Source organism: Thiomonas sp. FB-Cd, from assembly GCF_000733775.1.
Lineage (GTDB): Bacteria > Pseudomonadota > Gammaproteobacteria > Burkholderiales > Burkholderiaceae_C > Thiomonas_A.
Window position 1 is genome coordinate 312377 of record NZ_JPOE01000005.1, and the last position, 21112, is coordinate 333488.

The 21112-nt window shown below is 62.0% G+C and carries 17 protein-coding genes; 6 read left to right on the plus strand and 11 right to left on the minus strand.

Annotated elements, in window-relative coordinates:
• The first annotated feature begins 82 nt into the window (after positions 1–82).
• Both CD04_RS0115065 and purD read left to right on the plus strand, forming a co-directional pair.
• On the plus strand, positions 83–805 hold the full coding sequence (locus CD04_RS0115065) for a YebC/PmpR family DNA-binding transcriptional regulator (protein ID WP_031408223.1): 723 nt from the start codon (positions 83–85) through the stop codon (positions 803–805).
• A 25-nt stretch (positions 806–830) separates the two neighbouring features.
• Entirely contained in the window at positions 831–2111 is a 1281-nt protein-coding gene (purD, locus tag CD04_RS0115070) for a phosphoribosylamine--glycine ligase (RefSeq protein ID WP_031408225.1), read from the plus strand.
• Positions 2112–2225: 114 nt separating this feature from the next.
• Here the strand turns inward: purD and CD04_RS0115075 are convergent, their stop codons facing one another.
• The 5 genes from CD04_RS0115075 to hrpA form a co-directional block, all read right to left on the minus strand.
• Complete coding sequence (locus CD04_RS0115075) at positions 2226–3485, minus strand: CaiB/BaiF CoA-transferase family protein (RefSeq protein ID WP_031408227.1); 1260 nt, start codon at positions 3483–3485, stop codon at positions 2226–2228.
• Positions 3478–3876 (minus strand): MAPEG family protein, encoded by a 399-nt coding sequence (locus CD04_RS0115080; RefSeq protein ID WP_031408229.1) that lies wholly within the window; start codon positions 3874–3876, stop codon positions 3478–3480. The genes CD04_RS0115075 and CD04_RS0115080 overlap by 8 nt, the downstream gene beginning before the upstream one ends.
• A gap of 105 nt (positions 3877–3981) precedes the next feature.
• Complete coding sequence (gene mctP, locus CD04_RS0115085; RefSeq protein WP_031408231.1) at positions 3982–5523, minus strand: monocarboxylate uptake permease MctP; 1542 nt, start codon at positions 5521–5523, stop codon at positions 3982–3984.
• 4 nt (positions 5524–5527) lie between these two features.
• Positions 5528–5749 carry a DUF3311 domain-containing protein gene (locus tag CD04_RS0115090; protein WP_038168445.1) on the minus strand — a complete coding sequence of 74 codons (222 nt, stop codon included), beginning with the start codon at positions 5747–5749 and terminating at the stop codon, positions 5528–5530.
• 329 nt (positions 5750–6078) lie between these two features.
• The gene (gene hrpA, locus CD04_RS0115095; RefSeq protein WP_038168685.1) at positions 6079–10053 is read right to left on the minus strand and encodes an ATP-dependent RNA helicase HrpA; all 3975 of its coding nucleotides are present in this window, start codon (positions 10051–10053) and stop codon (positions 6079–6081) included.
• A 49-nt stretch (positions 10054–10102) separates the two neighbouring features.
• Here hrpA and argA point away from each other — a divergent pair, with 49 nt between their 5' ends.
• From argA to CD04_RS0115110, 3 genes are all read left to right on the plus strand, one after another.
• The gene (gene argA, locus CD04_RS0115100; protein WP_031408236.1) at positions 10103–11428 is read left to right on the plus strand and encodes an amino-acid N-acetyltransferase; all 1326 of its coding nucleotides are present in this window, start codon (positions 10103–10105) and stop codon (positions 11426–11428) included.
• A gap of 48 nt (positions 11429–11476) precedes the next feature.
• Positions 11477–11752: an oxidative damage protection protein gene (locus CD04_RS0115105; protein WP_031408238.1), complete on the plus strand. Its 276-nt coding sequence runs from the start codon at positions 11477–11479 to the stop codon at positions 11750–11752.
• Positions 11753–12076: 324 nt separating this feature from the next.
• A complete protein-coding gene (locus tag CD04_RS0115110) occupies positions 12077–13342 on the plus strand; it encodes an OmpP1/FadL family transporter (protein ID WP_031408240.1) in 1266 nt (421 codons plus the stop codon).
• Between the two features lie 62 nt (positions 13343–13404).
• Here the strand turns inward: CD04_RS0115110 and CD04_RS0115115 are convergent, their stop codons facing one another.
• Positions 13405–13950 carry an acetate uptake transporter family protein gene (locus CD04_RS0115115; RefSeq protein WP_031408242.1) on the minus strand — a complete coding sequence of 182 codons (546 nt, stop codon included), beginning with the start codon at positions 13948–13950 and terminating at the stop codon, positions 13405–13407.
• Positions 13951–14226: 276 nt separating this feature from the next.
• Between CD04_RS0115115 and CD04_RS0115120 the strand changes: the two genes are divergently transcribed.
• Positions 14227–15066 (plus strand): sulfite exporter TauE/SafE family protein, encoded by an 840-nt coding sequence (locus CD04_RS0115120; protein WP_051849326.1) that lies wholly within the window; start codon positions 14227–14229, stop codon positions 15064–15066.
• A 68-nt stretch (positions 15067–15134) separates the two neighbouring features.
• On the opposite strand, the gene rimO is transcribed toward CD04_RS0115120, so the two are convergent.
• The 5 genes from rimO to CD04_RS0115145 all read right to left on the minus strand — a co-directional run bounded on the left by rimO (position 15135) and on the right by CD04_RS0115145 (position 21112).
• Positions 15135–16532: a 30S ribosomal protein S12 methylthiotransferase RimO gene (gene rimO, locus CD04_RS0115125; RefSeq protein ID WP_031408246.1), complete on the minus strand. Its 1398-nt coding sequence runs from the start codon at positions 16530–16532 to the stop codon at positions 15135–15137.
• 62 nt (positions 16533–16594) lie between these two features.
• Positions 16595–17137, minus strand: a complete 543-nt coding sequence (gene phaR / locus CD04_RS0115130) for a polyhydroxyalkanoate synthesis repressor PhaR (RefSeq protein ID WP_031408248.1) — start codon at positions 17135–17137, stop codon at positions 16595–16597.
• Between the two features lie 124 nt (positions 17138–17261).
• Positions 17262–18002, minus strand: a complete 741-nt coding sequence (gene phbB / locus CD04_RS0115135) for an acetoacetyl-CoA reductase (protein ID WP_031408250.1) — start codon at positions 18000–18002, stop codon at positions 17262–17264.
• Positions 18003–18050: 48 nt separating this feature from the next.
• The gene (locus CD04_RS0115140) at positions 18051–19232 is read right to left on the minus strand and encodes an acetyl-CoA C-acetyltransferase (protein WP_031408252.1); all 1182 of its coding nucleotides are present in this window, start codon (positions 19230–19232) and stop codon (positions 18051–18053) included.
• Between the two features lie 74 nt (positions 19233–19306).
• The gene (locus CD04_RS0115145) at positions 19307–21112 is read right to left on the minus strand and encodes an alpha/beta fold hydrolase (RefSeq protein ID WP_038168446.1); all 1806 of its coding nucleotides are present in this window, start codon (positions 21110–21112) and stop codon (positions 19307–19309) included.

The following is a 21112-nucleotide window of genomic DNA, read 5'->3' on the forward strand; positions in this document are numbered from 1 at the left end:
CGGGAGTGTGTGTCGATTGCAGTCTGTCTTCTGGGGATTCCACAAAATCGTTAAGGCGCTTCAGCGCCGGGAGAGATCATCTATGGCTGGCCATTCCAAATGGGCCAATATCCAACACCGCAAAGGCCGCCAGGACGAAAAGCGCGGCAAGGTGTGGACGAAGATCATCCGCGAAGTGACCGTCGCCGCCAAGCTTGGCGGGGGTGATCCGGCGGCCAATCCACGCCTGCGCATGGCATTGGACAAGGCGCGCGAAGCCAATATGCCGGCCGACAACCTCAAACGGGCGATTGACCGGGGCACCGGCAACCTCGACGGCGCACACTATGAAGAGATCCGCTACGAGGGGTATGGTCCTGGGGGAGCCGCTCTCATCATCGACTGCATGACGGACAACCGCGTGCGCACTGTGGCTGAGGTGCGCCATGCACTATCGAAGCTCGGCGGCAATCTGGGCACGGAAGGTTCGGTCGCATTCCAGTTCAAGCACTGTGGTCAGTTCCTTTTCGCGCCGGGTACCAGCGAGGACGCGGTGATGGAGGCTGCTCTGGATGCAGGCGCCGAGGACGTCAACGCACTTGACGACGGGTCCGTGGAAGTCATTTGCGAGCCGGGCGATTTCGAGGCCGTGCGCAAGGCCTTCGAGGCGGCCGCGCTAAAGCCGGAGCTGGCCGAGCTCGGCATGAAGCCAAGCGTGGAGGTGGAACTCACGGGCGATGACGCCGAGCGCATGCAAAAGCTCGTGGACGCGCTGGAGGACCTGGACGACGTCCAGCGCGTGGATCACAACGCCATCCTTCCTTGACTCCACCTTGCACCCCAGAACAACCATGAAAATCCTGGTCATCGGGTCCGGCGGGCGCGAGCATGCCCTGGCCTGGAAACTCGCACAGTCCCCGCGCGTCAAAAAAGTGTTTGTCGCACCTGGAAATGGTGGCACGGCGCGGGAAACGAGAGTGGAAAACCTGCCTCTCACCGACATTGCCCAGCTGGCGGATTTCTGTGTTGCCGAGGACATTCATTTGACGGTGGTCGGCCCCGAATCGCCGCTGGCAGCTGGAATCGTGGACCATTTCCGCATGCGCCGCCTGCGCATTTTCGGACCCACGCAGGGCGCGGCCCAACTCGAGAGCTCCAAAGCCTTCGCCAAGGCCTTTATGCAGCGCCACGCCATTCCAACCGCAGACCACCGCACCTTCAGCGACGCGCTCCAGGCTCATGCCTATATTGACGAGCGAGGCGGGCCACTCGTGGTCAAGGCAGATGGCCTCGCCGCAGGCAAGGGGGTCGTCGTTGCGCAAACGCCGGACGAGGCTCACGCTGCTGTCACTGACATGCTTGAGCGCAACACCTATGGCGTGCGGCACGGCGAGGGCGGCGCACGTGTCGTGATTGAAGACTTCCTCCAAGGCGAGGAAGCCAGCTTCATCGTGCTGGTGGATGGGTGCAATGTCGTCCCTCTTGCTTCAAGCCAGGATCACAAGCGACTGAAAGACGGCGACTTCGGTCCCAACACGGGCGGCATGGGCGCGTACTCCCCGGCGCCGGTGGTCACGCCCGAGGTGCACGCGCGTGTGATGCGCGAGATCATCCTGCCCACAGTACAGGCGATGGCCGCTGAAGGCCACCCCTATACGGGCTTTCTCTATGCAGGACTGATGATTGACGCGCAGGGCCGAGCCAAGACCTTGGAATTCAACTGCCGACTGGGTGATCCTGAAACGCAACCGATCCTGATGCGCCTGAAAAGCGACCTCGTCTCCGTGCTGGATGCCGCCATTGACGGCCGGCTCGACAAGCTGGAGTTGCAATGGGACAGGCGCACGGCGCTGGCCGTTGTCATGGCCGCCAGCGGCTACCCTGAAGCCCCAAGGTTGGGAGACCCCATCACCAGTATTCCCAAGCCGGAAGACGACCTCCGTGTCTTCCACGCAGGGACCGTGCTCGACCACGACGTCCTGCGCACAAGCGGCGGACGCGTATTGACGGTCACGGCGCTCGGGGACTCGGTGCGCATGGCGCAAGCCCGCGCCTATGCTGGGGTCAGGCAGATCGCGTTCGACGGAATGCAATTCCGGCAAGACATCGGCTATCGCGCCGTGAAACGCTAGGCGGCGCCGTGCCAGGGCTCGCCCAGACAGGCCATGGCGCCCGTCTCGGGCAAACACGGTTAGCGCGAGGATGGGCTGGCGCAATCGCCTAACACGCATCCAGCGGGCATGCGCTCAGATAACGCCGTCTTCACGCAGCGCCGCAATTTGTGCGCCGTCCAACCCCAACTCGCGCAGCACTTCATCGTTGTGCGCTCCGAGCTCGGGACCGAGCCAACGGGTGCCGCCGGGTGTCACCGACAGGCGCGGGGCAGGAGCCGGAATGTCCACCGGCTGGCCGTCCGCCAGCCGGTGGTGCTCGAACATGCCACGCGACTGAAATTGCGGGTCGGCGGCAATATCGGCAATGCTGTAAATGCGGCTGCTCGGCACGTCCGCGCTGCGCATGGCCTGCACGATTGCCTCGGCGTCTTGCAAGCCCGCCCAGCTTTGGATGGCTGCATCAATCGCCGCCGCCTGTTGCATTCGCCCCGGGTTGTTGGCCAACGCCGGGTCCTCGGCCATGTCCAGCCGGCCGATGGCTCGCATCAAACGCTTGAATATGGCATCCCCATTGCCTGAGATCTGCACCCACTCACCGCCTTTGCTTCGGTACACATTCGACGGCACGATGCCCGGAATGCTCGTTCCGGTGCGCTCGCGCACAATGCCCGCGGCACTGTACTCCATGAGCGTGCTTTCCATCATGTTGAACACGCTCTCGGTCAATGCCACATCCACCACTTGGCCAATTCCGCCCGCCCTGCCCGTGTGGCGACCGCCGGTGGCATCGCGGTGGCGCAGCCCCATGAGCGCGCCAATGACCGCATGCAAGGCGGCGATCGAATCGCCAAGCGATAGATTGGCGCGCATCGGCGGCCGGTCCAGGTCGCCCGTGACGTAACGCATGCCGCCCATGGCTTCGGCTATGGCGCCGAACCCCGGCTGGTTGCACATCGGCCCAGTCTGTCCGAAGCCTGAGATGCGCACCATCACGAGGCTGGGGTTGACGGCCCGCAAGTCATCCCAGCCCAGGCCCAGCTTTTCCAGCGCCCCGGGGCGCATGTTCTCAACCACCACGTCGGCCCGCTCCACAAGACGCCGTACGATGTCTCGCCCTCGTTGATCTTTGAGGTCAACGCTGATGCACCGCTTGTTCCGCGCCTGCGCACTCCACCAGAGCGATGTCCCCTGGTGGAGTTGGCGCCAAGTGCGCAGCGGATCGCCGCCGGGGTTCGAACCGCGTGGCGGGGGCTCGACCTTGATCACGTCCGCGCCAAATTCTGCCAAGATTCGCGTGGCAAAAGGCCCGGCGATAAGGCTGCCAAGCTCAACCACGCGCACACCGGCAAGCGGCCCTTGTGTGGTGCCTGCAACAGCTGCGGACTCAAGCATAGAACGGGGAAAACAACAGCGCGATGTTGACGGCCAGCGCGATTGACCACACCAACGAACGCAAACTTGCGTGATCGTTCACGTAAAGCCAGATGTAGAAGCAGCGCAGGATGATCCACGCCACCAGCAGGCCATTGATCGCGGTGAGATTTGCGTGGGCAAATAGCGCGAACAGCGCAGCCGCGAAGAGAAACGGCAGCGCTTCGAACGAATTGGACTGCGCCGCGTTCGCGCGCCTTCGTCGCGGGTCCGGGTTTTGTTCGAGCCAGACGCGTGGCTCGCGATTGTCATAGCGATGATCGCGGGCCCGGAATGCGCCAGACTTGGCGATCCCCGCTGCCAGGATCGGCAATTGCGAAGCAATGAGCAGCAAAGCAGCGGTCAGCAGCATGTGCGTGTCTCGGGCGGTGGCGACTTCGCGTTAGGGTTCCGCACGCCACGGACCGGCGATCCTGGTCCGTGGCGTGTGCATGCACACGTCCGCAACTACGACTACTTAGCCGACATAGTCGGCTGCAACAGTGGCATCCCGATCATTTGCCATGCCCACGACGCGAAGCGCAATGGTGGCCACGATCGCCACGGCAAAGTTGAGGATCAGCGCATACAGGCCGATATAGGCCGGAATGACCATGCCGGCAATGTGCAGCGCATAACCCGATTTCTGGAATCCGGTGAGCGAAGCAGCCCAAATGCCCCAAGCCAAGCCGCTCGCCCAACCCAGCAACAGCGCCTTCGGGTCGAACCAGCGCGTATAGATGCCCGAGACAATCGCCGGCAGGGTCTGCAGGATCAGTATCCCGCCCAGCAGTTGAAGCTGGATGGCGTAAGTCAGGGGCAGAAAGACGATAAACAGAAGCGCCCCGAACTTGACGATCAGCGACACCAGTTTGGCCATGTCGGTTTCCTTTTGAACCGAGCACTTCGGATTGATGTACGGCTTGTAGATATTGCGTGTGAACAGGTTGGCAGCTGCAATCGACATGATGGCTGCAGGCACCAGCGCGCCGATGGCCACTGCCGCGAAACCCACGCCGACAAACCAGCTCGGAAAGAAGTGCAGCAGCAGGCCCGGCATGGCAAACTGCGGGCCATACTGTTTGAAGTACGGCGCCAATTCAGGCAGCTTCGCGATGCCCGATGCATAAGCCACATAGCCCAGCATGGCAATGAGGCCGAGCATGAAGGAATACGCTGGCAGGAACACCCAGTTGCGCCGCAGCGTGTTGGGTCCTTTGGCAGCCAGCACCGCGGTCGTCGAGTGCGGGTACAGCATCAGCGCCAGCGCCGATCCAAAAGCCAGGGTGCCATAGAAGGAGACCAACCCGGTGTTTCCGTCCTTGATCGGCGGCAGCAGCAGATGCGCCTTTGGAATGGCGGCGAAAATGTTGCCAAAGCCGCCCAACTTGATCGGGACGACGATGATGAGCGCGATGACCGTGACATACACGAGCAAATCCTTCACCACCGCGATCGATGCCGGGGCGCGCAAACCGCTTGTGTAGGTGAACGCCGCCAGGATGACGAAGGCGATGACGAGTGGCACGTCGCCAAGCAGGCCATGCGCCGTTGGAAAACCCAGACCGCCGATCACCACCTGGATGCCCACGAGCTGCAGCGCAATGTACGGCATCGTGGCAACGATGCCCGTGAGGGCGACGGCCAGAGCCAGCCCTTGGCTGCCATAGCGGCCAGCCACGAAGTCCGACGCCGTGATGTAGTTGTGCTTGCGTGCCACGACCCACAGGCGCGGCAGAATGGCAAACACAAGGGGGTACACCACAACCGTGTAGGGCAGCGCGAAAAAGCCGAGGGCTCCTGCGCCAAACACGAGGGCCGGCACGGCGATGAAGGTGTAGGCGGTGTACAGATCGCCGCCAATCAGGAACCAGGTGATCCAGGTGCCGAAGCGGCGCCCACCCAGGCCCCACTCGTGCAAATGGCTCATGTCACCCTTGCGCCAGTGCGCCGAGATGAAGCCAATGACGGTGATGAAGACGAACAGCGCCACGAAAACGACGGTTGCGACAATGTTCATGGCTTCAGTCTCCGCTTCCGGGGGGCACAACCATCTTGTAAACAATGGCGATGAAGACTCCCGACACTGGCACCCAGATGAGTTGCCACCAGTAGAAGAACGGAATGCCGAAGAGGCTCGGCTCGAGCGTGTTGTAGAACGGCACGACGAGTACAGCAATGCATGGGATTGCCAGCAGAATGACCTGCAGCAACCCCAGCTTGCGCACTGGGCTTGGATTGGACATGGAAGCTGTCTCCGAAGTGAAAAGGTTGCGGGATCTTCCGCACAACCAACGTGTTTGGCGCAGCGATGCCGCAGCCGTGCAAGTTCGTCAAAGATTACCGGCGAAACCGACAAAACGAAGTGACACAACGTGTGGTATGTAACTATCAGTTACTGAATAAGGGTTTAACCGTATGAGCTTGCAGCCTCGACGCCACATTGTGGGGATTGGCTGGTGCCCGTTGGAGCCGAGTGGTGAATGGTCAATGCCCGAGGCTCGAGGCTCGAGGCCCGAGGCCCGAGGCTTGAGCCTCGCGCCATAGCACCCGCATGCACCCCAAGCTTGTCTTCCTAAGCGGCGCGCTGGCTCCAGGCTCTTTCGACGCGCTTGACCGAAACGGGTGCGGGAGTGCGCAACTCCTGCGCAAACAGTGCCACGCGCAACTCCTCCAGCATCCAGCGCAACTCCACGAGCTGGGCGTCGACAGGCGTACCTCCCTGTTGCGCCCGCTGCCACTCGCGCCTCAGGCGTGCCAGCAGCGGATCCATCTCGGCTTGGCGGGCTGCGTCTCGCGCAGGATCGACACGGAACTTGTCCAGACGCAGTTGCACCGCTTTGAGGTAACGCGGCAGGTGCGACCGCTTTTCCGGCGGCGTATCAAGCAGAAAGCGCTTGGGCACCAACGCCTGAAGTTGCGCCGTAATGTCCGCATACAAGGCTGCCTGCCCCTTGAAGGCCGCGAGCTTTTTGTTCGCCGCACTCCATTCGGCGAGGATGGTTGCGGCCAGGCGCCCCATTTCCTGCGCCAACAATTGCAGGCGCGGACGGCCCGCCGCGAGCCTCGTCGCGAACGCTTGCGCGTCATCGGGCAGTGGCTCCGCGAGAAACGCCAGATCCAAGGCCGCCTCGAGAATCTGTCGGCGCAAGTCCTCGGCCGTGCCCAGCGGCATATAGAGCATTGCTGCCTGCTGGAACCCAGGCAGATTCTTTTCCGCCGCCCTGAGCGGTTCACGCAGTTGCAGGGCGAAGAGGCGGCGCAAACCTTGGCGATGGACGGATGCTGCAGCCTCGGGCGTGTCAAACACGTCGAGCTGCACATGCTCACCCCGGTCAATCAGCGCAGGAAATCCCACGAGGGTCTGGTCGCCGCGCCGGATTTCAAGCAGCTCCGGGATGCTGTCGAATCCCCAGTCTGTATAACGCGCTTCCGACGGTGCCGTGCTCGGCTGCGGCAGCCCCGCTCGCGCAATCTCGGGCCCATCACGTGTGCCCACTTGCGGAATGGCCGGCGCCCGCGCAGGCTTGAGGCGCGTGTGCGCATCGGCCATGGTCTGTGCAAGCGCCGCCTGCAAGGCGCCCTGTCCCGTCGGCGCGCGCACCGCACTCTGGAACGCGGCGCGCGCCGCGTCAGCCAACTCGCTACGCAAGCGCGCCAGGCTGCGCCCCATTGCCAGCTGACGACCCTGCTCGTCGACAACCCTCAGGTTGAACAGCACGTGAGGGTCCAGCGCGTCCATTTTGAAGTCTTCCGGGCGCGGAATCAGCCCGGTGTGCTCGCGCACCAGCGCCCGCAGGGCGTCAAGCAACTCACCCTGCGCGTAGCGTTCCGGCGCGCTCAATGTGCCAGCGAACTCACGAGCCGTCTCGGGCAGGGGCACCAAACGCGAGCGTAGCTTTTGCGGAAGGCTCTTGAGCAGGGCCGCAAGCTTGGTGCTCAGCATTCCAGGCACCAACCATTGCAGCCGCGCTTCCGGAATTTGATTCAGCGCCGCCAGCGGCACGGTGGCTGTGACGCCGTCGCGCGTACCACCGGGGTCGAAACTGTAGGACAGCGGCAATTCGAGGCTGGCCACGCGAAGGTTGGAGGGAAAAGCTTCGGTGGTCACACCAGAGGCTTCGTGACGCATCAGGGCATCGCGCTCGAGAAAGAGCAAACGCGGCTGTTCCTTGCTCGCGCGTCGATACCAGGCATCAAAGCTTGCGCCGCTCACGACTTCCGAGGGGATAAACCGCTCATAGAAGGCTTCGATCAGCGCTGCGTCAACCAGTACGTCACGCCGCCGCGCCTTGTCTTCCAGCGCCTCCACCTCCGCGATGAGCCTGCGGTTGTGCGCGAAAAACGGCCAGCGGCAATCCCACTCGCCTTCCACCAGCGCGTGACGGATGAACAACTCGCGCGCCTCGACGGGATTCACGCGCCCATAGTCCACCCGACGCCGGTTGTAGACGACGAGCCCGTAAAGCGTGGCGCGCTCAAAGGCGCTGACCTGGGCGGGCTTCTTCTCCCAATGCGGCTCCAGTAAGGTCTTCTGCAACAGGTGGCTGCCAACGCGCTCGATCCACTGCGGCTCGATGCGAGCCACGCCACGCGCATACAGGCGCGTGGTTTCCACCAGTTCGGCAGCCATGATCCAGCGGCCTGCCTTGCGCCCGATCGGCGATGCCGGATGAATCAGAAACTTGATGCCTCGCGCGCCCAAATAGTGGGGTCCGTCGTCAGCCTTGCAGCCAACGTTCCCCAGCAGGCCAGCAAGCAGGCTCAAGTGAATCTGCTCGTCGCCAGCGGGCCCCGCGTTCATTTTCCAGCCCTGCTCGGCCACCACAGTCAAAAGCTGGCTGTGCACGTCGTGCCATTCGCGCATGCGCAGGGGCGAGAGGAATTCTGCGCGCAATTGCTCGTGCAGCTTGCGATTCGATTTCTTGTGCTCGACCAGCGCGTGATAGTGGCCCCACAGCTTCAACCAGCCTGCGAGCTCCGATGAACCCTCCACGAAACGCCTGTGCGCCATGTCGGCGGCTTCCTGCTTATCGGCCGGACGCTCGCGCGGGTCCTGCACGGCCAGGGCCGCGGCGATGATCAACACTTCTGCCAGCGCCCCCTGCTGGCGCGCCTCCAGAGTCATGCGACCGAGGCGCGGGTCCAGCGGCAGCCGGGCCAGTTCATGGCCGAGTGGCGTGAGTTGGCGCTGTGCGTCGACCGCGCCCAGCTCGGTGAGCAACAGGTAGCCGTCGGCGATGGCTTTCCGCGGTGGCTGATCGATAAAGGGAAACTCCTCGATACCTTCCAAGCCAAGCGCCTGCATGCGCAGGATCACCGCCGCAAGCGACGAGCGCAGAATCTCGGGGTCCGTGAAGCGCGGCCGCGCATGAAAGTCTGCCTCATCGTACAGACGGATGCAAATGCCATTGGCCACGCGCCCGCAACGCCCGGCGCGCTGGTTGGCCGCAGCCTGGCTGATTGGCTCGACCTGCAACTGCTCGACCTTTTGCCGGTAGCTGTAACGCTTCACACGCGCGGTTCCGGCATCGATGACGTAACGGATGCCAGGCACCGTGAGCGACGTCTCCGCCACATTGGTGGCCAGAACGACACGGCGGGCGCCGCCGCTTTCGAATACGCGGTCCTGCTCAGCCTGAGATAGCCGCGCGTACAGAGGCAGGATGTCTACGCCACGCCTTGAGGTTTCCATGTGGTGCTTGCGTAAAGCTTCGGTGGCTTCGCGAATTTCCCGCTCACCCGGCAGGAACACAAGGATGCCACCGCTGCCCTCTCGCCAAAGCTCGTCCACCGCATCGCAGATGGCAGCGAACAGATCACGCTCCTCGCGCTGGGCCTGCAAGCGGGGCTGTGCAGTGCTGATGGCCGTTTTGTCGAGTTCAGTTTTGCTGGAGGAATCGAGCCCCACGGGTCGCCAGCGCACCTCCACCGGATACAGCCGCCCCGAAACCTCGATAACCGGGGCAGGCCCACGCGCGCTCGCAAAATGCTGTGCGAAGCGGCCGGCATCAATCGTCGCCGACGTGATCACAACCTTCAGGTCAGGCCTGCGCGGCAGGATATTGCGAATGTAGCCCAGCAGGAAATCGATATTGAGGCTGCGCTCATGAGCCTCATCGATGATCAATGTGTCGTAGGCCCTCAGCAGCGGGTCCCCCTGGGTTTCCGCGAGCAAGATTCCGTCCGTCATCAGCTTGACCGACGCGCCCGGCTGGAAGCGGTCGGCGAAGCGCACCTTGTAGCCGACGTGCTCGCCCAACGGTGAGCCGAGTTCTTGCGCGATGCGTCGCGCCACCGTCACTGCTGCCAATCGACGGGGCTGGGTATGCCCGATGAGCCCAAGGCCGCCGGCTCCGAGGCCGCGCCCAAGCTCAAGCGCGATCTTGGGTAGCTGGGTGGTCTTGCCCGAGCCTGTTTCGCCGCAGACGATCACCACTGGGTGCTCGGCGATGGCGCGCGCGATGTCCATGCGCCGTGCGCACACGGGCAACTCGGCGGGAAAACGAATCGGCGGAACCTTGTTGGCAAGCTTCGGAAAATACGGCATGGGCATCGGGCAAAACGTGCATTCTCGGACATTCCCTGATAATTCCGATATGTCCATGGATCAATCGCAATTTGTGCAATGGCTTCGTTCCGTTGCGCCCTACATCCACGCTCACCGCGGCAAGACCTTTGTCGTGGCGATCGCCGGCGAACTCATTGCGGCAGGTCGGCTCAATGCCTTGGTCCAAGACGTCGCCCTCCTGGTGGCCATGGGTGTGCGGATCGTCCTGGTGCATGGATTTCGCCCGCAGGTGGAGGCCCAGCTCAAGGAAAAGGGCGTGGGCTCACGCTACTCGCACGGCATGCGCGTGACTGACGAAGTGGCACTGGACGCCGCCCAGGAAGCCGCCGGCCAGCTGCGCTTCGAGATTGAAGCCACCTTCTCGCAGGGCCTGCCGAACACCCCGATGGCCGGGGCCACGCTGCGCGTGGTGTCCGGCAATCTCATTACCGCCCGTCCGGTCGGCGTGATTGACGGGTTGGATTTCCAGCACACCGGGCTGGTGCGCAAGGTCGACGCCGCCACGATCCAACGCGCGCTGGAATATGGCGCCGTGGTGCTGATGTCGCCCTTTGGCTTTTCGCCAACCGGCGAGGCTTTCAATCTGAGCATGGAAGACGTGGCAAGCTCGGTGGCGGCAGCCATCAAGGCGCACAAGCTCGTGCTGGTGACCGAGGTGGACGGCGTGATCGGCGAAGATCAGCATCTCGTGCCCGAACTCACTGCAGCCCAGGCCGAAAGCCTGCTCGCTCGCCTGCCCGACCCACAGCAGCCGACTGATACGGCCTTTTATCTGCGCCACGCCGTCAAAGCCGTGCGCGGAGGCGTCGGGCGCGCCCACATCATTCCGTTCAAGCTCGACGGCTCGTTACTGCTGGAGCTATTCACGCATGACGGGGTGGGCACGATGATCGCTGACGAGCATCTGGAACACCTGCGTGAGGCAACGGCTGATGACGTGGGCGGCATCCTGCGCCTGATTGAGCCTCTTGAGGAGCAAGGTGTGCTGGTCAAGCGCAGCCGCACCGAGATTGAGCGCGACATCGCCAATTACACGGTGCTGGAGCATGATGGAGTGATCTTCGGCTGCGCAGCACTGTATCCGTATTGGGATCACAAGACCGGTGAGATGGCCGCGCTCACCGTGGCGCCCGAAACTCAAGGTCAGGGTGATGGCGAGCGCATCTTGAAGCGCATTGAACAGCAGGCACGCGCCGCCGGGCTGCAGAGCATTTTCGTGCTTACCACACGCACCATGCACTGGTTCATCAAACGCGGCTTCGTGCCCGTGGAGCGCGACTGGCTGCCGCAGTCCCGCCGTCTGCGCTATGACGACCAGCGCCGCTCCCGCGTCCTGATCAAGCGCCTGACCTGAGCGCACGAGCCTGACCGTCATTTTTTCAATTCACAAGAGGAATGTCTTATGAGCCGCATGGTGAAGTGCATCAAACTTGGCCGCGAAGCCGAAGGACTCGACTTTGCCCCGTATCCGGGCGAATTGGGTAAACGCATTTTTGAGCAGGTTTCCAAGGAGGCCTGGCAAGCTTGGCTCAAGCACCAAACGATGCTCGTCAACGAGAACCGCCTGAACCTCGCCGATGCGCGGGCCCGGCAGTACTTGGCACGGCAGATGGAGCGCTATTTTTTCGGTGAAGGCGCCGACGCGCCGGCGGGGTACGTGCCACCATCAGCAAGTTAAACGTCGGCGCCGAGCCGCGGCCCGCTCGCGCACCGCGCAGCGGGCGATGGTCCTGCATCTCCTGGGCCGCCGCGGGGCGCGGTCGTCCGTCGACCCAGACAGGCCTCAGCACGGATCGCACTTTTCATCCGCTACTACATCTATGCGCTGTCGTCAAGTGCGGCAAAACAGGATGTAACGTTTCGACAGGGATCTCTAGGATTCGTGGGTCGAAATACTGCTACTGAGATGCAGTATTTTGATGAGGTTCGCCGCCGCTCCCGCGAGCGTCGTTCTTTGCCACCAATCAACCGAGGACGGCCCCACCAGGGGAGACATACACCTATGGAATTGAAAAAACTTGCCGCCGCTTTATTCATCGCCGGCGTCGTCGCGCCAGGCGCCGCCTATGCCACCAATGGCTATTTTCAGCCCGGCCTGAGTGTGAAGTCCGTCGGCATGGGCGGTGCGGGAATCGCCTTTCCGCAAGACGCGCTGGCCGCCGCCGTCAATCCGGCCGGCATGGTCGACATCGGCAGCCGGCTCGATTTTGGCTTGAGCCTGTTTCAGCCGGATCGCAGTGTCAGCGCAACAGGCGCAGTGTATGGTCCGGGTGGCTCGGGCCCTTATCCGATTACGGGCAGCTATTCCGGTAACGACACCAAAAACTTCCTCATTCCCGAATTTGGCTACAACCGCATGATCAACCCGAACATGTCGGTCGGCGTCAGCGTTTATGGCAATGGCGGGCTGAACACGGGCTACTCGACCATCTTCCCCCCGTTCGCTCCTGGCATGGGCGTTGATATGCAGCAGCTGTTCATTGCGCCCACCTTTGCAATGAAGGTCAACCCATCGAATTCGATCGGGGTCACCTTGAACATTGTTCACCAGTCCTTCCGCGCAAATGGGTTGGGCGCTCTATGCCAGCAGTTGTCGGGGGATCCGAACAACTGCACCGACAATGGACACGACGATTCCAACGGCGTTGGCGTGCGCATCGGCTGGATTGGACAACTCACCCCGACCTTTTCCCTGGGCGTGACCTACCAGTCCGAGACCCATATGGGCGGCTTCAACAAGTACAGCGGACTTTTTGCCAATGCCGGGGAGTTCAACATTCCGGCGAACTACGGCATTGGCTTCGCGTGGAAAGCTACGCCTGCGCTCACCGTTGCCGGCGACGTCGTGCGCATCGATTATGGCAGCATCCCGGCAATTTCCAACGGCCCCAATCCTGGTGGACCACTGGGCGGCAGCCCGAACGGGCCGGGATTCTCATGGAACAGCATCAGCGTCTTCAAGCTTGGCGTTGCGTATGAATACAACCAGGACCTGACGCTGCGCGCAGGCTGGAATCATGGCGACAATCCGATCGGCACGAACAATGTGTTCTTCAACACGCTCGCCCCCGGCGTCGTCAAGGATCACCTGACGCTTGGCGCAACCTACGCGATCAACAAATCGACCGAGCTTTCCTTCGACTACGTGCATGCATTTGCGAACTCGGTGACGGGCCCGCTGCCCGCTCCTTATTTCGCGGCGGGGTCCACCGAGACACTCAGCATGAGCCAAAACGTGTTGGGGGTATCGGTTGGCTGGAAGTTTTGATTGATACTGTTGCAGCAAAAAAACCGCGGCCTCGGGCCGCGGTTTTTTTTCGCGTCAAACGATCAAACGGGAAGCACCACGCGGCCCCATGACTCGTTGATCACCTCGGCTCCAGCCAGATAGAACGCCAGAACGGCTGTCACCAGACCCAGATAGCCACCGAACACGGTGAGCCCACCGTTGCCCGTCAAAGCCCCCGCAGCGAGCAAGAAGAAAGTCGGCACAAGCGCCGTGAACACGAGCATCAGGACCTTGCCCTTCTTCCAAGTCGCGATCCACATGTAGGTCGTGAACACACCCCACAGCAGCAGATACCAGCCCACGAATGGGCCTTCGACACCCTTGGCAAAAAATTCCACAAAGAGCGCAAAGGTCCACCAGAATGCGCCGTAACCGCAGAAAGCCAGGAAGCCGAAGCTGTTGCCTGCCCCAGCCTCGAACAGGCCGGCAAAGAACTGGGCTGTACCACCAAAGGCAAAGGCACAGGCCAGCACCATGGGAACGTCTGCACCGCCAAACCATCCAGCGTTGACCATGCTGAGAAGCCAGGTGGTGAGGGCGAAGCCCGAGAGCCCCAGCGGGGCGGGGTTGATCCACTTTTTATCCATCGTTGTCTCCTACGGTCGATTGGAATGCCCCTTGCGTCACGGAACGATCAGCATGGGGTTTTCATGCATCGAACATCGCATTCGTGCACGGCAAGCAATGTCGTTGCGCCGGCTTACGGCCTGCCTACGTAGACAGCTTTCGTCATCCTTTTTACGTTTCGTTTCCTATGGAAAGACGCGCGCCTTTGACAGGTCGCATTTCTCGAACAACTGCTCACGAGACTGGCACAATTCATCACAGCTGACGACGGTCTCGTCCCGTATGCTGTGGGGACTATGGCAATCGAACATATTCTTCCTGCAGCCGCCGTGGTGCTTAGCGCAACACAACACGCCCTGGCTGTGATCTCAGGCTTCGCTGTGGGTTTCTCGCTTGGACTGATCGGCGGGGGCGGCTCCATTCTCGCGGTCCCACTTCTGCTGTACTTCGTCGGGTATCCCAACCCCCACGTGGTGATCGGCACCACAGCTCTGGCAGTATCCGCCAACGCCTACATCAACCTGATTCCGCATGCCCGGGCCGGCAATGTCCGCTGGAAGGAAGCGGTGCTTTTCGCCATTGTCGGCGCGGCAGCCGCGTTCATCGGCTCCAGTTTGGGCAAGGCCGTGGACGGCAAGAAGCTCCTGTTTCTGTTTGCCATTCTGATGTTGGTCATTGCGGGCTTGATGCTGCGCCCGCGCAAACCGACATCGGCGGAGGACGCCATCACCGATCATCCGTCCCACGCCAAGACACTCAAGCTCGTGATCGCCGCCGCCATCGTTGGCACATTGTCCGGTTTCTTCGGCATCGGCGGTGGCTTCCTGATCGTGCCTGGGCTCGTTTTGTCGACCGGCATGTCCATGATCTCGGCCATTGGCACCTCGCTCGTGTCGGTCGGCACCTTCGGTCTGACGACGGCCCTGAACTATGCCCGTTCGGGGCTCCTGGACTGGACTGTTGCCGGACTCTACATCGGCGGTGGCATCCTGGGCGGCTGGATTGGCACGCGCGTTGCCACGCATCTGGGCCGCAGCAGCAAAGGTGCGCTCAACCTGATCTTTGCCGTCCTCGTGGCCGTGGTCGCCCTTTACATGCTGTACAGAAATCTCTCAGCCTTCGGGATCCACCTCTGAGCGCGAACTCTGCGGTCTCGCTTGTTTGGGCAAGCGGCGCTAAAACCCGGCTGCCGAGTCGAAAGGCGTCACAACATGTCCGCCACCAGATCGTGGCCTTGTGTACCGGCCACGCGTACACGTACGAACGCCCCGGAAGCCTGCGCCAATCGCATGCGGGCGGAAGGCTTGGCGGGCTCCCGGATGAGCACCTTGCCGTCGATTTCAGGCGCATCGGCGTACGAGCGCGCCACCGCCCCGCTACGGCTGGCTGCATCCACGATGACGCGCAGTTCCTGGCCGATCCTGCGCTTGAGCTTTCGGATGGACACTTCCTCCGCCACTGCCATGAAACGTGCTTGGCGCTCCATGCGTACGGCCTCCGGTAGCGCCCCTGGCAGATCGTTCGCCGTGGCGCCTTGCACGGGAGAGTAAGCAAAGCATCCGACGCGATCAAGTTCGGCTTCGCGGATAAAGTCGAGCAGGGAGTCGAACTCAGCCTCGGTCTCGCCAGGAAAACCCGCAATAAAGGTGGAACGGATGACGATGTCCGGACAGGCCTCGCGCCAGCGTGCGATCCGCTCCAGAGTCCGCTCGCCGCTAGCTGGTCGCTTCATGCGCCTGAGAACATCGGGGTGGGCGTGCTGAAACGGCACGTCAAGGTAGGGCAGTACGCGGCCCTGCGCCATCAGCGCAAGCACCTCGTCGACATGGGGATAGGGGTAAACGTAGTGCAGGCGCACCCAGGCATCGTGCTGCTCGGCCAATTGTGCCAAGGCCTGCGTGAGTTCGGCAAAGCGCGTACGGATTGGACGCCCGTCCCAGAATCCGGTGCGATATTTCATATCGACGCCATAGGCTGATGTGTCCTGGCTTACGACGAGCAACTCCTTCACACCCGCCTCAAACAGAGCGCGCGCCTCGCCGAGCACGTCACCAATGGGCCGCGAAACCAGATCGCCTCGCATGCTCGGAATGATGCAGAAGGTGCAGCGGTGGTTGCAGCCTTCGGAAATCTTCAGGTAGGCGTAATGGCGCGGTGTGAGCTTGAGCCCGCCAGGCGGGAGCAGGTCGACAAAGGGATCATGCGGGCGCGGCAGTTGCGCATGCACATGCTCCAGAACCTCTTTGGTGGCGTGTGGGCCAGTCACCGCCAGCACTTTGGGGTGGATCTTGCGCACCAGATTTTCCCCGCCATCATCACTGCGCGCGCCAAGGCAACCGGTGACCACAACCTTGCCGTTGGCGTGCAAGGCCTCGCCAATGGCATCCAGGCTCTCCTGGACGGCCGCGTCAATGAAGCCGCAGGTGTTGACGATGACAAGATCGGCTCCGTCATAGCTCTTGCTTGTCTCGTAGCCTTCGGCCCGGAGTTGCGAGATGATGCGCTCGGAATCAACCAGGGCCTTGGGACAGCCAAGCGAGACAAACCCGATCTTTGGCGCGGAAACGGCCGCAACGGCCGCGAGGGTGGATGTTTCAGTCATAGCCCCTATTGTCGCCCAGGACCCGGCGCGGCACACAAGGCCGGGGGCAGTCGCCGGCAAGGCTACTTCTTGGCTGGTGGCTGAAACGCCCCCAGCATCTGTTTGGTTTGCTGCTGCATCTGCTCTTGCATCTGCATGTACAGATTCTTGCTTTGTTCCAGATAGTTACCCATCATCCCCTGCAGCATCGGTGCCTGGCCACTCAGAAATTGCGACCACATTTCCGGGCTAAAACTGCTGCTGTCATAAAGCCCGCGCGACTGTTCAGCCAGTTTTCCCTGAATGTCGATGAACGCTTGCACCGTTTTTTCGAGATAGGTGCCCATCATGCCCTGCATGGCATTGCCGTAGAACCGTATGAGTTGTTCCAGCATGGCCGTGCTCAGCATCGGCACGCCTCCAGCCTCCTCTTCGAGGATGATCTGAAGAAGAATACTGCGCGTCAGGTCTGTGCCCGTCTTGGCGTCCTGCACGACAAAACGCTCGCCTTCCATCACCAATGCCTTCACGTCGACCAAGGTGATGTAGGCGCTGGTTTCCGTGTCGTAAAGACGCCGATTCGGGTACTTCTTGATGACGCGAGCGGGAGTTTCGGAATGGGGCATGGTGGGGTGAGGCAAAAATGGCGGGATTGCGTTGGATTGGAGCACAAAAAAAGCGGCACGCTGCCGCTTTTTCGTGCAGACAAACCCGCAAGCACGTGCACGGGGTTTGCCGATCGGGCGTCGATCAGCTCATGTGCAGACCCCCATTGATGGACAATTCCGCCCCGGTCGTGAAGGCTCCATCCTCGCTCGCCAGCCACGTGACGAGAGATGCCACCTCTTCGGGTTTGCCCAAGCGCTTGACCGGAATGGTCGCCACGATCTTGTCGAGCACGTCCTGGCGAATGGACTTGACCATATCGGTCGCAATGTAGCCTGGCGCCACGGTGTTGACCGTCACGCCCTTCGACGCCACTTCCTGCGCCAAAGCCATGGTGAAGCCATGCATGCCAGCCTTCGCCGCAGAATAGTTGCTCTGTCCGAACTGTCCCTTCTCGCCATTGACCGAGGAGATATTGACGATGCGGCCCCAACCACGCTCGACCATGCCGTCGATCACCTGTTTGGTCACGTTGAACATCGAATACAGGTTGGTCTTCATCACGCGATCCCAGTCGTCATAGCTCATCTTGCGAAATACGGCGTCACGCGTGATACCGGCATTGTTCACCAGGATGTCAACCTGGCCATGCTCGGCAAAGACCTTCTGGAACGCGGCGCAAGTCGATTCCCACTCGGCGACGTTACCCTCCGAGGCGTACACGTCAAGGCCCTGCCCACGCATGGACTCGAGCCATGTGTCCTTCCGCGTCGAATTTGGACCACAGCCGGCAATGACCTTGTGCCCGGCTTCGCACAAACGCCGGCAGATCGCCGTGCCAATGCCCCCCATCCCGCCCGTGACGTAAGCCACTTTCTTACTCATCGCTCGTTCCTCCAAAGTTGTTGTGATGTAATGGTGCCGACCACGCGATCAGCGCTCGATGGCCAGGGCCACACCCATGCCACCGCCGATACACAGCGAGGCCAGGCCCTTTTTCGCGTCGCGCTTGCCCATTTCATGAAGCAGCGTGACCAGGATGCGGCAGCCGCTGGCGCCGATTGGATGTCCAATCGCAATCGCCCCTCCATTGACGTTGACCTTGCTTGTATCCCATCCCATTTGCTGGTTTACCGCAATTGCTTGGGCGGCGAAGGCCTCGTTGATCTCCATCAAATCCAGATCCTGAGCCTTCCAGCCTGCGCGCGACAGACAGCGCGTGGACGCCGGTACCGGCCCCATTCCCATGTAGGCTGGGTCGACTCCAGCGTTCGAATAGGCGCGGATGGTCCCGAGCGGTTTCAGGCCAAGGCTCGCCGCGCGCTTCGCCGACATCACCACCACCGCAGCCGCGCCGTCGTTCAATCCGGAGGCATTCCCCGCAGTGACCGAGCCCGCTTTGTCGAAAGCGGGCTTCAGACCCGCCAAGCTCTCGGCCGTTGCGCCATGACGCACGAATTCGTCGACGGCAAAGGCAATCGGATCACCCTTCCTCTGCGGCAACAGCACCGGCACAATCTCGTCGCCGAAACGCCCAGCCTTTTGTGCCGCCTCGGCCTTGTTCTGGCTGGCTGCCGCGAACGCGTCCTGCATCTCACGGGTGATGCCGTATTTCTTCGCGACATTCTCGGCCGTGGTTCCCATGTGATAGTGGTTGAACGCATCCCACAGGCCGTCGGTGATCATCGTGTCAATCAGATTCCAGTTGCCCATGCGCATGCCTTCGCGCGAGCCCGGGAGGACGTGGGGGGCAGCGCTCATGTTCTCCTGGCCGCCCGCCACCACGATCTCGGCGTCGCCATCGCGCACTGCCTGCGCCGCCAGCATCACCGCTTTCAGCCCTGAACCACACACCTTGTTAATGGTCATGGCGGGCACCATGTCGGGCAAACCCGCCTTGATACTGGCTTGGCGGGCCGGGTTCTGACCGCAACCCGCCTGCAACACCTGGCCCATGATGACCTCGGAGACCTGCCCCGGCTCGATGCCAGCGCGCGCCACGGCCGCTTTCACGACCAGTGCACCCAGATCGACTGCGGAGGTCTTGACGAGCGACCCTCCAAATTTACCGACGCCCGTGCGCACGGCCGAAACGATCACGATATCTTCGCTCATGAATGGATGTCCTTGGTTGACGATGAGGAAAAAAGGGAAAAATCAGGGGCACTGAACGCGAATCAGCACAGAGATCATGCCCGTACTTTGACATAACGGCCGGGAGCTGGCTCGATCGGCTTGTATCCTGCACCGCCATAGGCCTTGGGCGCCGCCTGCAGGGGGCCCGCCTGCCGGGCCAGCCATGCGGCCCAGTCGGGCCACCAGCTGCCCGGATGTTCAGTGGCCGACTCGAGCCATGCGTCCGCGCTTGCCGGCAGCGACGCCGCGCCCGCCACACGGCTGCCTCGAGCTGCCGCATCCAACCGCCAATGGCTACGCTTGCCTTTGGATGCCGGGTTGATCACGCCAGCAATATGACCACTGGCTCCCAGCACGAACCGCGTAGGCCCACCGAGCAGGAGTGCCGAAGCGTAGGCGGAATGCCAAGGCACGATATGGTCCTCGCGCGAGGCATAGACGTACGCCGGGATGGCGATGCGCCGAAAATTCACCGCCTTACCAGCCACCGTCACTGCATCTGGCTTTGCCAGCTTGTTCTCCAAATAGGTGTTGCGCAGATACCAGGCCAGCATGGGCCCTGGAAGGTTGGTGCTGTCTGCGTTCCAGTACAACAGATCGAACGGCGGTGGCGTCTCGCCCTTGAGATAGTTTCCCACCACGTAATTCCAGGTGAGATCGTTGGGGCGAAGGCTCGAGAATGCAGCAGCCAGCTCGGCTCCTGTGAGCAGGCCGCCCTTGCCGATAGTGGCCTCGCGCATTTGCACTTGCGCCTCGTCGACGAACACATCAAGGATGCCTGTGTCCGAAAAATCCAGCAGCGTGGTCAGGAACGTCGCGCTGTGCACAGGCTTGTTGCCTCGTTGCGCGAGCACCGCAAGGGCTGTACCCAGAAGGGTTCCGCCTACGCAAAAACCAAGCGCATTGATGGCGCCATCCTCCCGCAAGGGGGTCTTGCCCGAACTTTGCGATGCCGGCTTCGATGCCTTGTTGGGCTTTGGCCGAGTGGCGACGGCAATATCGCTTGCAACCTCGATGGCACGCAGCACACCGTGTTCAATGTAATCGTCCCACGTCCAATGCGCGCAGCTCGCATCCGGGTTGCGCCACGACATCAACAGCACGCGCTGGCCCTGTTCCAGCGCGTAGCGCACCAGCGAATTCGTCGGCTGCAGGTCCAGAATGTAAAACTTGTTGATGCACGGCGGCACCACCAGCAGCGGGCGCGCATGAACCTGCGCAACCAGCGGCTTGTAGTCGATGAGCTGAAACCACGGGTTTTCAAAAACGACCGCGCCTTCGCTCGTTGCCACGTTGCGACCGACCTCAAACTCGCTTTCATCCGTCTGCGTGAGCTTGCCGCGACGCAAGTCTGCCAGCAAATTGTCCATGCCACGGCGCAGGCTTTCACCGTGGGTCTTCATCGCGGTTTGCATCGCCTCAGGATTGAGAGCCCAAATATTGCTGGGCGCGGCCGCATCAACCCATTGCTGCACGGCGAACCGGATCTTCTGCTGCGTCTTGGCATCAGCCTGCACGGCTTCGACCAACTCCAGCAAGGCGCGCGCGTTGAGCAAGTACAGCGCCGCGGTGTAGGTCGAAAACCGGTTTTCGCGCCAGCTCTCGCTGGAAAAGCGGCGGTCCCTCACTTCGGGCGACTGCACGCTCCCGCTGAGAAGCCCGGACCACAGATCGACATACTCCTTGGCAAACCGCGCCTGAATCGCAGCGACGCGCGCGGGGTCCAGCTTGACAGCCTGCGCCTCCCCGGCCGTCTTCAGCGCCGCGACAAAGGCTTGCTGCAGACCTTGAGCAAAGGCTGCAGCCTGGCCACCGGGCTGCTCTGCGGGCCGGGTGGGTGCAGATGGGTTGGCTGCCAT